Genomic DNA, 12,763 nt, shown 5'->3' with positions numbered 1-12,763 from the left:
TCAGTCTAGTTTTTGCGGCCTTGGGCCGAGCCTGCAAAGTGCGGCTTTATGTCGCTGCGGGCAAAAGCGGACATTGTACATGCCCGCGCCCAGCAATTCATGACAAAACAGACAGGTCAGTCAGCTGTGACCAACTTGGCCTGGCCAAGGTTCGCCAGGCGAATGCTGTCCTGCGCCTGCTGGATCTCGCCCTGGCTGTTGATCGGCCCCAGGCGTACGCGGTGCAGGGTCTGCTGGTTGCGCACGATGGAGCTGATGAACACCGGGGCACTGACCATGGTGCTCAGTTTCGAACGCAGCAACTCGGCGGCGTCCGGGTTGGCAAAGGCGCCCACCTGCAGGAAGTTGCCCCCACCGCCCGCTGGCACATTGTTGCCCCCGACCTGCACCGGCACCACAGGCGCTGCGTGCTGCTGCGGCGGCGGTGTCCATTGCTCGACGCGCCCGGTGTTGGCGGCAATCGCCTGGGGTTGGGTGGCCTGAGGCTCCTTGAGCATCAACGGCGGTTGCTGGCCTTTCTGGGCCCACCATTGTTGCGGGTCGATACCTTCGACCCGTACGTGCGCGGTGCCGATCTCGGCATAGCCGAGCTTCTTCGCCGCCGCGTAGGACAAGTCGATGATGCGGTCGGAATAGAACGGGCCGCGGTCATTGACCCGCAGCACCACGCTGCGCCCGTTGGCCAAATTGGTCACCCGCACGTAGGCCGGCAGTGGCAGGGTCTTGTGCGCTGCGCTCATGCCATACAGGTCGTACAGCTCGCCATTGGCAGTGTTCTGCCCGTGGAACTTGGTGCCGTACCAGGACGCCGTACCCTCGGCGCGGTAGTTGCGCGAGTCCTGCATCGGGTAGTAGGTCTTGCCCAGCACCGTGTACGGGTTGGCCTTGTAATTGCCGGTATGCACGGTCGGTGTGGCGTCGGGGATCTTGTTCACATCCACGTCCCACCAGGGCGCACCGTCCTTGTGGGCACGGTTGATGTCCAGCCCGGGCTGAGCACGGACGGTATTGCCGCTTTGCTTGGGGGTGGTCGGGCGACTGGAAGAGCAGCTGACCAGCAACATGCCGACCGCCATGCAGGTCAGCAGCTTGAAGCTATTGGCAGAGATGATTGCGCGCATTACTTGACGCCCCGTACTTGGACCAGCTGTTGCGCGAGCTGATGCACCGCCATGGCATACATCACGCTGCGGTTGTAGCGAGTGATCGCGTAGAAGTTCTTCAGGCCCATCCAGTATTCCGGGCCGTTGTCGCCCTCCAGGCGGAAGGCGGTAACCGGCAGATCATCGCGCAGCGCATCATGGCTCGACCAGCCCAGCGCTCGCAACTCCCCGACGGTCTTCACCGGCTCGATGCCGGTGGTCAGGCCTTCGTCGGCCCGGTTACCCGTGACCTGGGCGCGGCTGACCACGCCCTGCCCGGCTACCCAGCCATGGCGCTGGAAATAGCTGGCGACGCTGCCGATGGCATCGTCCGGGTTGTTCCAGATATTGATGTGGCCGTCGCCGTCGAAGTCCACCGCGTAGTTGCGGAAACTGCTCGGCATGAACTGCGGCAGGCCCATAGCCCCGGCGTAAGAACCTTTGAGGGTCAGCGGGTCAAGCTGCTCGTCGCGCGCCAGCAGCAGGTACTCGCGCAGTTCCTTGCGGAAGAATTCGGCACGCGGCGGGTAGTCGAAGCCCAGGGTCGACAGCGCGTCGATCACCCGGTAATTGCCCGTGTTACGGCCAAAGAAGGTTTCCACACCGATGATCGCGACAATGTACTGCGCCGGTACGCCGTAGGCCTGCTCAGCGCGGGCCAGCACCGCTTCGTGCTGGCGCCAGAAGTCCACACCGCGGGCGATGCGCGCGTCGGTGATGAACATCGGCCGGTATTCCTTCCACGGTTTTACCCGTTCGGCCGGACGCGAAATAGCGTCGAGGATCGATTGCTTGCGTTGTACCTCGCGGAACACGCCCATCAACTGCTCGCTGGCAAAGCCGTAGTCGCGGCTCATCTCGCCGACGAACTCGGCCACTTGCGGCGAGCCGTCATAATCACCGGCGTGAGCCTGCTGGACAGCGCCGAACAGGCCCACCGCACCGATCCACGGCGCACAACGGGCAGCCCAGTTACGCACTGCTTGCATGAAATTCTTCACCTTATTCAAACCTGGGCGATCCATTTGCGGTGCGTGTGGATCGACATTAGAACGCCAAACGCTGACAGCAGCGTCACCAACGAAGTTCCGCCATAACTAATGAAGGGCAGCGGCACGCCCACCACGGGCAGAAGGCCGCTGACCATACCGATATTGACGAACACATATACAAAGAAAGTCATGGTCAGGCTGCCTGCCAGCAGCTTGCCGAACAGGGTCTGCGCTTGCGCGGTGATCATCAGGCCGCGGCCAATCAGCAGCAGGTAGACAATCAGCAGCAGGCAGATGCCGACCAGGCCGAACTCCTCGCCGAGCACGGCGATGATGAAGTCGGTGTGGCTTTCCGGGAGGAAGTCCAGGTGCGACTGGGTGCCCAGCAGCCAGCCCTTGCCGAACACCCCGCCCGAGCCGATTGCCGCCTTGGACTGGATGATGTTCCAACCGGTGCCCAGCGGGTCGCTTTCCGGGTCGAGGAAGGTCAGTACCCGCTGCTTCTGGTAGTCGTGCATGACGAAGAACCACATGGCCACCGCCACCGGGACTGCCGCCGCCAGCACGCTGAGGATCCAGCGCCAGCGCAACCCGCCCATGAACAGCACGAACGCACCCGAAGCCAGAATCAGCAGCGCCGTGCCCAGGTCTGGCTGGCGGACGATGAGAATGAACGGCACTCCGATCAGCACCAGGCTGATCGCCACGTGCTTGAGCTGCGGCGGCAAAGTGCGCTTGGACAGGTACCAGGCGATGGTCGCCGGCATGATGATCTTCATGAACTCCGAGGGCTGGAAGCGGATCACCCCGGGGATGTTGATCCAGCGTGTAGCGCCCATGGCGTTATGGCCCATGACGTCCACCACGACCAGCAGCAATACCCCGGCAAGGTACGCAAGCGGCACCCAGCGGGCCATGAAGCGCGGTTCGAGCTGGGCGATGACGAACATCGACACCAGGCCGAGGCCGAACGAGGTGGCCTGTTTGAGCAACAGGTCCCAGTTCTTGCCGCTGGCCGAATAGAGCACGAACAGGCTGCCGGCCGCGAGGGTCAGCAGAATGACCAGCAAGGGGCCGTCGATGTGGATGCGCTGCAGGAAGCTGGCGCGTCGACGCATCACGTCCTCGCTGGAGAGCATGCGATCGAAATTGTTCATCACGGGGCCGTTTCCTGGGCGACGGTGGCAGGAGCGAATTCGGACTTCAGCCGGCCATGCTCGTCGAGCAGCCAGGCGTCCATGATCTGCCGCACCACGGGGGCGGCAACGCCGGAGCCGGACTCACCGTTCTCGACCATCACCGAGACCACGATCTTCGGATCGTCGGCCGGGGCGAAGGCGACGAACAACGCGTGGTCGCGGTGGCGCTCCTGAAGTTTGTTGCGGTCGTACTTCTCGCCTTGCTTGATTGCCACCACCTGGGCGGTACCGCTCTTGCCGGCGATGCGGTATTGCGCGCCGGCCGCAGCCTTGCGCGCGGTACCACGGGCGTTGTGCATCACCTGCTCCATGCCGTGGGTGACCTTGGCCCAATCGGACTTGTCACGCAGCACGATGTTTTCCATGGGGTTCGGGTCCACCGGGGGCTGACCTTCGATGGTCCTGGCCAGGTGCGGGCGGTTCCACACGCCTTTGTTGGCAATCAGCGCAGTGGCCTGGGCCAACTGCAACGGCGTGGCCTGCATGTAGCCCTGGCCGATACCGAGGATCAGCGTTTCACCCGGGAACCATGCCTGGCGGCGGGTGGCACGCTTCCATTCGCGCGATGGCATCAGCCCGGCCGATTCTTCGAACATGTCGAGCGCGACCTTCTGGCCGATGCCGAACTTGTTCATGTAGCCGGACAGCCGATCAATACCCATCTTGTGGGCAAGATCGTAGAAGTAGGTGTCATTGGAGCGCATGATCGCGGTGTCCAGGTCGACCCAGCCATCACCGCTGCGGTTCCAGTTACGGTACTTGTGATCGTAGTTGGGCAACTGGTAATAGCCTGGGTCGAACACCCGGCTCCCGGCGTTGACCACACCACTGTCCAGGCCGGCGATGGCCACCGCTGGCTTGATGGTCGAGCCTGGCGGATACAGCCCGCGCAACACCCGGTTGAACAGCGGCCGATCAATCGAGTCACGCAACTCGGCATAAGCCTTGAAGCCGATGCCGGTGACGAACAGGTTAGGGTCGAAGCTTGGCTGGCTGACCATCGCCAGCACCTCGCCGGTGCGCGGGTCGAGCGCCACCACTGCACCACGGCGGCCACCCAGGGCGGCCTCTGCGGCTTCCTGCAGCTTGATGTCGAGGCTCAGCACGATGTCCTTGCCGGGCTTCGGGTCGGTGCGCTTGAGCACCCGCAACACGCGGCCGCGGGCATTGGTCTCGACTTCTTCATAGCCGACCTGGCCATGCAGGTCGTCTTCGTAGAAACGCTCGATACCGGTCTTGCCGATGTGGTGCGTGCCGCTGTAGTTCACCGGGTCGAGCACTTTCAGCTCTTTCTCGTTGATGCGCCCCACATAGCCCACCGAATGGGCAAAATGCGCACCTTGCGGGTAGTGCCGGACCAACTGGGCGACCACCTCCACACCGGGCAGGCGGAACTGGTTGACCGCCACGCGGGCGATCTGCTCCTCGTTCAGCTCGAACAGGATCGGCACCGGCTCGAATGGCCGCCGCCCCTGCCTCATGCGTTTTTCGAAGAGTGCGCGATCGTCTGGCGTCAGCTCCAACACTTCGACGATATTGTCCAGCACTTCCTGCCAGTTACCCGCACGTTCACGGGTCATGGATAGGCTGAAGCTGGGCCGGTTATCGGCGATGATCACCCCGTTGCGGTCGAAGATCAGCCCGCGCGTGGGCGGAATCGGCTGCACGTGCACCCGGTTGTTCTCCGACAGCGTCGAGTGATAGTCGTACTGGATGATCTGCAGGTAATACAGCCGCGCAATCAGCACGCAGATGAGCAGCATGATCGCCACAGCGCCGACCACGACGCGGTTACGCACCAGGCGGGCGTCTTTCTCGTGGTCCTTGAGACGGATCGGCTGCGACATCGGACTGCTTACAGGCTCATTTGTGGTAAGGGTGCCCGGACAAGACAGTCCAGGCGCGATAGATCTGCTCGCCGATGAGTATCCTTACCAACGGGTGCGGCAAGGTAAGCGGCGACAGCGACCAGCGCTGCTCGGCGCGCGCGCAGACCTCAGGCGCCAGCCCTTCCGGGCCGCCCACCATCAAATTCACCGTGCGCGAGTCCAGGCGCCAGCGGTCCAGCTCGGTCGCCAGCTGCTCGGTACTCCAGGGCTTGCCATGGACCTCGAGGGTGACGATGCGTTCCCCAGGCTGAACTTTGCTCAGCATGGCCTCACCCTCCTGACGAATCAGGCGGGCGACGTCGGCATTCTTGCCACGGGTGTTCAGCGGGATTTCCACCAGCTCCAGCGACAGCTCCTGGGGCAGGCGCTTGGCATATTCATGCCAGCCTTCCTCGACCCACTTGGGCATACGCGAGCCGACCGCGATCAGGCGCAGACGCACGACGCTTCCTTATTCCCGGTCTTTGAGCTTGTCGGTGAAGTAGTCGCTGGCGTTTTCAGGGCTGTGATGCTTGGCATCGGCGGCACGGCTCTGCTCGGCACCCAGCCACAGGCGTTCCAGGTCGTAGAACTGGCGGGCAGCGGCGGTCATCATGTGCACGATGACGTCGTTCAGGTCCAGCAGCACCCAGTCGCTGTCGCCTTTGCCTTCTTCGCCCAGCGGCTGTGCGCCTTCTTTCTTCACCGCCTCACGGACCTTTTCCAGCATCGCGTTGATCTGGCGGTTCGAGGTACCGGTGGCAATGATCATGTAGTCGGTCAGGCTGTGCTTTTCGCGAACGTCGATGACCTGGATGTCCTGGGCCTTGACGTCTTCCAGAGCGCTGATGGTCAGCTTGACCAGTGCTTCGCCGCTGATGCCATTGGTTTTCTGCTTGCTCATATAAAACTCGTTCAACTCGTTGGATGAGGCGCCCACGGGGCGCCGTCAGTTAGGCACACGATACAGTTCGTGTGCCTCGATGTAGGCCAGTACGGCGTCCGGCACCAGGAACCTCACCGATCTGCCGCTGGCCAGCAGCTGTCGGATCTGTGTAGCCGACACCGCAAGCGGCGTCTGCCAGACGAACGAAATATTCCCCGCCGGGCCGGACATGGCGGTGGGATCGCTCTCGGAGCGCGCAGCCAGCAGGTTGCGCAGCTCGTCAGGGGGTTCTACGTCCGCATCCGGGCGTTGCAGCACCAGGATGTGACAGTGTTGCAGCAGTTCTTCCCATCGATGCCAGCCAGGCAGGCCACAGAAGGCGTCCCAGCCCAACAGCAGATACAGCTGGTCGTTAGCGCCCAGTTCGGCGCGGATCGATTCCAGCGTGTCGATGGTATATGACGGCTTGTCTCGCTCCAGCTCGCGGGCATCCACGCTCAGGCGGTCGACGCCCTGCACCGCCTCGCGCACCATGGCCAGGCGATCCTGTGCCGACACCTGCGGGGTGTCGCGGTGCGGCGGGCGGGCATTGGGCAACAGGCGCAGCTCGTCGAGCGCCATGTACTCGGCCACTTCCAGCGCGCTGCGCAGGTGGCCGATGTGCACGGGGTCGAACGTACCGCCAAGAATGCCGATGCGCCGGACTGCCTGGGCCTTGCTCAACTCAGCAGGACTCCTGGCCACGCAGCTGGCCGTCACCGATCACCACGTACTTCTCGCAGGTCAGGCCTTCGAGGCCAACCGGGCCGCGGGCGTGCAGCTTGTCGGTGGAAATGCCGATTTCCGCACCCAAGCCGTATTCGAAGCCATCGGCAAAGCAGGTCGGGGTATTGAGCATCACCGATGCCGAGTCGACCTCGGCCATGAACTGACGGGCCTGGCCCTGGTGTTCGGTGATGATCGAATCGGTATGGTGCGAGCCATATTGGTTGATGTGCTCGATGGCCTGGTCCAGGCCGTCGACCACACGAATCGACAGGATGGCGTCGAGGTACTCGGTGTGCCAGTCGTCTTCACTGGCCGGCTTGGCATCGACCAATGCACGGGTACGCTCACAACCACGCAGTTCCACGCCCTTTTCCTGGAAGCGGCGAGCCATTTCCGGCAGGAAGCCATCGGCGACGCGCTGGTCGACCAGCAGGGTTTCCATGGCGCCGCAAATACCATAGCGGTAGGTCTTGGCGTTGAAAGCCACGCGCCAGGCCTTGTCCAGATCGGCGTGTTCGGCAACGTAGACATGGCAGATGCCGTCCAGGTGCTTGATCACGGGCACGCGGGCATCGCGGCTGATGCGCTCGATCAGGCCACGGCCACCGCGCGGGACGATGACATCGACGAACTCGGGCATGCTGATCAGCGCGCCTACTGCCTCACGATCGGTGGTCTCGACCACTTGCACGACCGCTGCCGGCAGGCCGGCCTCGGCCAGGCCACGCTGAATGCAGGTGGCGATGGCACGGTTGGAGTGGATGGCCTCGGAGCCGCCACGCAGGATGGTGGCGTTGCCCGACTTCAGGCACAGGCTGGCGGCATCGATGGTCACGTTCGGGCGCGACTCGTAGATAATCCCGATCACCCCCAGTGGCACGCGCATCTTGCCGACCTGGATACCCGACGGGCGATAGCTCATGTCGCGGATGGCGCCGACCGGGTCTGGCAGGCTGGCCACCTGGCGCAGGCCGGTGATCATGCCGTCGATGCGCGCCGGGGTCAGGGCCAGACGGTCGAGCAGTGCTGGCTCCAGGCCATTGGCACGGCCGGCGGCCAAATCCAGTTCGTTGGCTGCGGTAAGCTCGGCACGCGCAGCGTCCAAGGCGTTGGCGGCGGCCTGCAGGGCGCGGTTTTTCTGCGCGGTGCTGGCACGCGCGATCACCCGGGAGGCCTGGCGAGCAGCGCGACCCAAACGGGTCATATAGTCAAGAACGGACTCAGTCATGGGTTCGGTGTCTTGGCGAAGGGGAAATCGGCTGATTATAACTGTCGCGCAGGTATACGCCCAGCGGCGGGTGGCGGATGGTAGAAAATGGCCGACGAGAATCTGTAGGAAAGATGTAACGGCACTTATCGAAGTGTCTTGGTTCAGCCTCGATTAAGCCATTCGTTGCTATCATCCGCGCCTTCACCACGACGAATCGCCAGCATGCCAGATACCACCCCCTGCCCTGCCCGCGCCCTGCCCGACAGTTTCTTCGACCGTGACGCCCAGACCCTGGCCAGGGCCCTGCTGGGCAAGGTCATCCGCCATCGCCATGGCGACCTGTGGCTGGCCGCTCGGATCATCGAGACCGAGGCCTATTACCTCAGCGACAAGGGCAGCCACGCGTCGTTGGGCTATACGGAGAAACGCAAGGCGCTGTTCCTCGATGGCGGGCACATCTACATGTACTACGCCCGGGGTGGCGATTCGCTGAACTTCAGCGCCCACGGCCCTGGCAATGCCGTGCTGATCAAATCCGCCTTCCCGTGGGTGGACGCCATCTCCGATGCCAACAGCCTGGCGCAGATGCAGCTGAACAACCCCGACGCCAGCGGCAACCTGCGCCCTGCCGAGCGCCTGTGCGCCGGCCAGACCCTGCTGTGCCGGGCGCTGGGCCTGAAGGTGCCGCAGTGGGATGCCCAGCGCTTCGACCCCGAACGCCTGTACGTCGAAGATTGCGCTATCGACGTGCCACGGATCATCCAGGCTACGCGCCTGGGCATCCCGCATGGCCGCGACGAGCACCTGCCGTACCGTTTCGTCGACGCCGAATACGCCCGCTTTTGTACGCGGAACCCGCTACGCCGGGGCCAAGTCGAAGGGCAAGACTTTTTCATTCTCGAACAAGGAAGCTGAAACATGGGCCAATGGCTCGACAGCCTGACCGGCTGGCTCAGCGCCAACCCGCAGTGGCTTGGTGTGGCGATTTTCCTGGTGGCCTGCATCGAGTGCCTGGCCATTGCCGGCATCATCGTGCCGGGCACGGTGTTGCTGTTCGCCGTAGCGGTGCTGGCCGGCAGCGGTACCTTTTCACTCGGCGAAACCTTGCTGCTGGGGTTCCTTGGTGGCCTGCTCGGCGATGCCCTGTCGTACACGATAGGCAAGTACTTCCACCAGAACATCCGGCGCTTGCCGCTGCTGCGCCACCACCCGGAATGGATAGGCAGCGCTGAAACCTACTTCCAGCGTTACGGCATCGCCAGCCTGCTGGTGGGCCGCTTCATCGGCCCACTGCGGCCGATGCTGCCCATGGTCGCGGGCATGTTCGACATGCCCCTGCCGCGCTTCATCGCGGTCAGCCTGCTGGCCGGTGCGGGCTGGTCGGTCGCTTACCTATTGCCCGGCTGGGCCACTGGCGCGGCCATGCGCCTGCCTTTGCCGGAAGGGTTCTGGCTGGACGCAGGCATCATCGCCGGCACCCTTGCGGTGCTGATCGGCTTGAGCCTGAACAGCAGCATCCGTGACCAGCGCCACGGCACGCGGCTGATCGCCGGGCTGAGCTTCCTGGCGTTGGCCGGGGTGTTTCTGGGCTGGCCGTTTCTGCACGAGTTCGATCAGGGCGTGATGACCCTGGTGCAGGAGCATCGCAGCCAGGCCATCGACGGTACCGTGGTGTTGGTGACCCGCCTGGGTGATTTCCGTACCCAATTCTTCCTCGGTGGGTTGCTCACCGGCCTGCTGCTGCTGGCCCGTCAGTGGCGCCATGCGCTGTTCGCCGGGGGTGCGCTGATGGGCACGGCCATCGCCAACGGCTCGCTGAAATGGCTGTTTGCGCGAGCACGGCCGGAGGTGCTGACCGACCCGTTGACCAGCTACAGCATGCCCAGCGGGCACAGTTCGGCGTCGTTTGCGTTCTTTCTGGTGATGGCGGTGCTGGCTGGGCGCGGGCAACCGCCGCGTATGCGCCTGACGTGGATATTGCTGGGGTGCATTCCGGCACTGGCCATTGCCTTGTCGCGGGTCTACCTGGGGGCGCACTGGCCGACCGACATTCTGGCGGGCGCCTTGCTGGCCTGCTGCGTGTGCGCAGTGAGCCTGACGCTGGTGCAGCACCGCCAGCCGCTCAATGCACTGCCGCTGCGGGTGTGGTGGCTGGTGGTGCCGGCGTGTGTAGCGCTACTGGCGTTCTTTGCCATGCATGCGCTGCCACATGCGCTGGAGCGTTACCAGTATTGATGGCGCCTGTACCGGCCCCTTGGCGGGGCAAGCCCACACCAGTGGACTGCCCCCGGAAAGTTGGACACCAATCCAACCGGTGGGAGCGGGCCTGCCCCGCGAAGAGGCCGGTACAAGCAGCACATATCAATCAGGCAAACAATTCGCCTTGAATCCGCTCCAGCAGCTTCTGGATCTCGGCCAGCCGCTCCGACGGCGAGTCGAGCGCCAGCAGGTCCAGCTTGTCCTCCTCCATGAAGGGCAGCAGATAGGCCAACTGGTTGGCCAGCGCCTGGCGCCCATCGACATCCCGGGGCATGTCGAGCGCCTCGACCATCGGGTGCTCGCCTAGCGCCACCAGCAAAGCCAGCAGGTCGTCATCCTGGTCGGTCAGCGGGCTATCTGCCTGCTCCGGCAGCCAGTGCACTTCGCCCAGCAGCAGCTGATCCTTCTGCACCTCGGTCTGGCTCAATTCGAAGCGCCGCACACCTTCCACACGGATGCCCAGCAGGCCATTGTCCTGCTGGACAAAATCACGAATCAGCGCCTCACAGCCGATTGACGCAACCACAGGCGGCGCCTTGCCAACCTGCTCGCCTTCGACAATGCACACCACGCCAAAGCCGGTGCCTTGCTTCATGCAGCGGCTGATCATGTCCAGGTAGCGCGCCTCGAAGATCTGCAAATCCAGCAGGCACCCGGGAAACAGCACGGTATTGAGGGGAAACAGCGGTAGCGTCATCACAACTCCTCAAGCCACCAGGCTGACCGCCAACGGCAGGAACACCGCCGTGGCCACCCCCATCAGGCTCATCGCCAGCGCGGCAAACGCGCCGCACTCGTCACTTTCCTGCAGGGCCACCGAGGTGCCCACGGCATGGGCCGTCACACCCAACGACATACCCCGCGCCTCGGGGCTGTGCACGCCAAAGCGGCTTAACAGCGCCGGGCCAAAAATGGCCCCGATCACCCCGGTGATCAGTACGAATACCGCCGCCAGCGCCGCAACACCACCAATCTGCTCGGCCACCAGCATGGCGATCGGCGAAGTGACCGACTTGGGTGCCATGGTCATCAGGATCATGTGCTCGGCGCCGAACCACCAGCCCAGCACCAGGCAGCAGACCGTGGCGAACAGGCCCCCGATTACCAGCGTAGTAAATGTCGGCCAGAACAGCTGGCGGATGCGCCGCAGGTTGAGGTAGAGCGGCACGGCCAAGGCCACCGTGGCGGGGCCGAGAAGGATGTTCATGATTTCGGTACTTTTACGGTACTCGCGGTAATCGATACCGCAGGCCAGCAACACCCCGATCACCAGTACCATCGACACCAGTACCGGCTGAAGGAAAATCCAGCGCGTCTTCTCATAGGCTGCCAGCACAATCTGGTAGGCACCCAGCGTGATGCCGATGCCGAATAGAGGATGGTGGACAACCGCATCGAGGGCGCCTTGCCAATCCAGGTTCATGGCTGCTCCTCGCGCTTGCCCTGGCGGTGCATCAGCCTCTGCATCAGCACACCGACAAACACCAAGGTCAGCAGGCAGGAGATCAGCAGCGCCCCGGCAATGGCCCAGAAGTCTGCCGCAATGTCCTTGGCATACACCATCACCCCCACCGCAGGCGGTACCAGCAGCAGCGGCAGGTAGCGCAACAAGCTGCTGGCCGCCTCGTTCAGCGGCTTGCCGACCTCACCGCGGGCCATGAGGTAGATCAACAGCAGTAACAGGCCAATGATCGGCCCAGGCAGAATCGGTACGATCAGATGGTTCATCGCCGTACCCAGCAGCTGAAACAGCACCAGCCAGGTCAAACCACGCAACAGCATAAGGATCTCCTTCGAGCATGCTGGCCATTATAAGCATGCTGCCGGCTATAAGCGGCTATTCGCCTGGGTGCTGGCAACTTGACTCTCACTGTTCACCGTGCTGATCTTGCACCTTCGTACCAAATGACAACCTTGGAGAGTCGTGATGCCCTATGTACCTGTTACCGAGCTTGCGCAGTACGTTGGAAAGGAACTGGGACGTTCCGAATGGCTGAAGATCGACCAGCAACGCATCAACCTGTTCGCCGAGGCCACCGGCGATTTCCAGTTCATCCATGTCGACCCGGAAAAGGCCGCCAAAACGCCCTTTGGCAGCACCATTGCCCATGGTTTTCTGACCTTGTCGCTGATCCCGAAGCTGATGGAAGACATTCTCGTGCTGCCTGAAGGCCTGAAGATGGTGGTCAACTATGGGCTGGACAGCGTGCGCTTCATTCAGCCAGTCAAAGTCGACAGCAACGTGCGGCTGAAGGTAGACCTGGGCGAAGTGACCGAGAAGAAGCCTGGGCAGTGGTTGCTGAAGGCCACCGTGACCCTGGAGATCGAGGGCGAAGCGAAACCTGCCTACATCGCCGAGCCGCTTTCACTCTGCTTCGTCTAAGCGTTCCCGGGGCCGCCACGCGGCCCCCTACCATGGCTGTCTCATCAGCCCCATTC

14 protein-coding genes are annotated in these 12,763 nt (G+C 63.2%); 3 read left to right on the top strand and 11 right to left on the bottom strand.

Translation table 11 applies throughout. The annotated features are described in order from the left end of the window. Positions 1–116: 116 nt before the first annotated feature. Genes ACFY68_RS18670 through ACFY68_RS18635 form a run of 8 tightly spaced genes read right to left on the bottom strand, consistent with a single transcriptional unit; the run spans position 117 to position 8,083 of the window. Positions 117–1,121: a septal ring lytic transglycosylase RlpA family protein gene (locus tag ACFY68_RS18670; protein ID WP_387530199.1), complete on the bottom strand. Its 1,005-nt coding sequence runs from the start codon at positions 1,119–1,121 to the stop codon at positions 117–119. Beyond that, positions 1,121–2,131: a lytic murein transglycosylase B gene (mltB, locus tag ACFY68_RS18665; protein ID WP_346614616.1), complete on the bottom strand. Its 1,011-nt coding sequence runs from the start codon at positions 2,129–2,131 to the stop codon at positions 1,121–1,123. Before mltB ends, ACFY68_RS18670 begins: the two co-directional genes overlap by 1 nt. Before the next feature lie 17 nt (positions 2,132–2,148). After that, entirely contained in the window at positions 2,149–3,252 is a 1,104-nt protein-coding gene (rodA, locus tag ACFY68_RS18660; protein WP_346614700.1) for a rod shape-determining protein RodA, read from the bottom strand. A 38-nt stretch (positions 3,253–3,290) separates the two neighbouring features. After that, entirely contained in the window at positions 3,291–5,180 is a 1,890-nt protein-coding gene (mrdA, locus tag ACFY68_RS18655) for a penicillin-binding protein 2 (RefSeq protein ID WP_346614617.1), read from the bottom strand. A 16-nt stretch (positions 5,181–5,196) separates the two neighbouring features. Beyond that, on the bottom strand, positions 5,197–5,664 hold the full coding sequence (gene rlmH / locus ACFY68_RS18650; RefSeq protein ID WP_008090421.1) for a 23S rRNA (pseudouridine(1915)-N(3))-methyltransferase RlmH: 468 nt from the start codon (positions 5,662–5,664) through the stop codon (positions 5,197–5,199). A gap of 9 nt (positions 5,665–5,673) precedes the next feature. Continuing rightward, positions 5,674–6,105, bottom strand: a complete 432-nt coding sequence (gene rsfS, locus ACFY68_RS18645; RefSeq protein WP_346614618.1) for a ribosome silencing factor — start codon at positions 6,103–6,105, stop codon at positions 5,674–5,676. 45 nt (positions 6,106–6,150) lie between these two features. Then, positions 6,151–6,810: a nicotinate-nucleotide adenylyltransferase gene (gene nadD, locus ACFY68_RS18640; RefSeq protein WP_387530192.1), complete on the bottom strand. Its 660-nt coding sequence runs from the start codon at positions 6,808–6,810 to the stop codon at positions 6,151–6,153. Between the two features lies 1 nt (position 6,811). Next, complete coding sequence (locus ACFY68_RS18635) at positions 6,812–8,083, bottom strand: glutamate-5-semialdehyde dehydrogenase (RefSeq protein WP_387530189.1); 1,272 nt, start codon at positions 8,081–8,083, stop codon at positions 6,812–6,814. Between the two features lie 204 nt (positions 8,084–8,287). On the opposite strand from ACFY68_RS18635, the gene ACFY68_RS18630 reads away from it, so the two are divergent. Further along, positions 8,288–8,980, top strand: coding sequence for a DNA-3-methyladenine glycosylase (locus ACFY68_RS18630; protein WP_346614621.1), 693 nt, complete (start codon positions 8,288–8,290; stop codon positions 8,978–8,980). Between the two features lie 3 nt (positions 8,981–8,983). Beyond that, a complete protein-coding gene (locus tag ACFY68_RS18625; RefSeq protein WP_346614622.1) occupies positions 8,984–10,300 on the top strand; it encodes a bifunctional DedA family/phosphatase PAP2 family protein in 1,317 nt (438 codons plus the stop codon). 130 nt (positions 10,301–10,430) lie between these two features. Here the strand turns inward: ACFY68_RS18625 and ACFY68_RS18620 are convergent, their stop codons facing one another. From ACFY68_RS18620 to ACFY68_RS18610, 3 genes are read right to left on the bottom strand one after another with little or no spacing between them, the layout of a single operon-like run. Continuing rightward, the gene (locus tag ACFY68_RS18620) at positions 10,431–11,021 is read right to left on the bottom strand and encodes an LON peptidase substrate-binding domain-containing protein (RefSeq protein WP_387530185.1); all 591 of its coding nucleotides are present in this window, start codon (positions 11,019–11,021) and stop codon (positions 10,431–10,433) included. A 9-nt stretch (positions 11,022–11,030) separates the two neighbouring features. After that, on the bottom strand, positions 11,031–11,741 hold the full coding sequence (locus tag ACFY68_RS18615; protein WP_387530261.1) for an LrgB family protein: 711 nt from the start codon (positions 11,739–11,741) through the stop codon (positions 11,031–11,033). A 2-nt stretch (positions 11,742–11,743) separates the two neighbouring features. Next, positions 11,744–12,106 carry a CidA/LrgA family protein gene (locus ACFY68_RS18610; protein ID WP_387530182.1) on the bottom strand — a complete coding sequence of 121 codons (363 nt, stop codon included), beginning with the start codon at positions 12,104–12,106 and terminating at the stop codon, positions 11,744–11,746. A gap of 145 nt (positions 12,107–12,251) precedes the next feature. Here ACFY68_RS18610 and ACFY68_RS18605 point away from each other — a divergent pair, with 145 nt between their 5' ends. After that, positions 12,252–12,707, top strand: a complete 456-nt coding sequence (locus tag ACFY68_RS18605) for a MaoC family dehydratase (RefSeq protein ID WP_346614626.1) — start codon at positions 12,252–12,254, stop codon at positions 12,705–12,707. The last annotated feature ends 56 nt before the right edge of the window (positions 12,708–12,763 follow it).

This window comes from Pseudomonas sp. NPDC012596 (assembly GCF_042902325.1).
Lineage (GTDB): Bacteria > Pseudomonadota > Gammaproteobacteria > Pseudomonadales > Pseudomonadaceae > Aquipseudomonas.
The sequence above is the reverse complement of the archived record's forward strand: the minus strand, read 5'-3'. Positions and strand labels throughout refer to the sequence as shown.

Bases quoted from the DNA above. Each gene is read 5' to 3' on its own strand.
- ACFY68_RS18670 (WP_387530199.1), bottom strand. From the start codon at position 1,121: ATGCGCGCAATCATCTCTGCCAATAGCTTCAAGCTGCTGACCTGCATG.
- mltB (WP_346614616.1), bottom strand. From the start codon at position 2,131: ATGCAAGCAGTGCGTAACTGGGCTGCCCGTTGTGCGCCGTGGATCGGT.
- rodA (WP_346614700.1), bottom strand. From the start codon at position 3,252: ATGCGTCGACGCGCCAGCTTCCTGCAGCGCATCCACATCGACGGCCCC.
- mrdA (WP_346614617.1), bottom strand. From the start codon at position 5,180: ATGTCGCAGCCGATCCGTCTCAAGGACCACGAGAAAGACGCCCGCCTG.
- rsfS (WP_346614618.1), bottom strand. From the start codon at position 6,105: ATGAGCAAGCAGAAAACCAATGGCATCAGCGGCGAAGCACTGGTCAAG.
- ACFY68_RS18635 (WP_387530189.1), bottom strand. From the start codon at position 8,083: ATGACTGAGTCCGTTCTTGACTATATGACCCGTTTGGGTCGCGCTGCT.
- ACFY68_RS18630 (WP_346614621.1), top strand. From the start codon at position 8,288: ATGCCAGATACCACCCCCTGCCCTGCCCGCGCCCTGCCCGACAGTTTC.
- ACFY68_RS18625 (WP_346614622.1), top strand. From the start codon at position 8,984: ATGGGCCAATGGCTCGACAGCCTGACCGGCTGGCTCAGCGCCAACCCG.
- ACFY68_RS18620 (WP_387530185.1), bottom strand. From the start codon at position 11,021: ATGACGCTACCGCTGTTTCCCCTCAATACCGTGCTGTTTCCCGGGTGC.
- ACFY68_RS18610 (WP_387530182.1), bottom strand. From the start codon at position 12,106: ATGCTGTTGCGTGGTTTGACCTGGCTGGTGCTGTTTCAGCTGCTGGGT.
- ACFY68_RS18605 (WP_346614626.1), top strand. From the start codon at position 12,252: ATGCCCTATGTACCTGTTACCGAGCTTGCGCAGTACGTTGGAAAGGAA.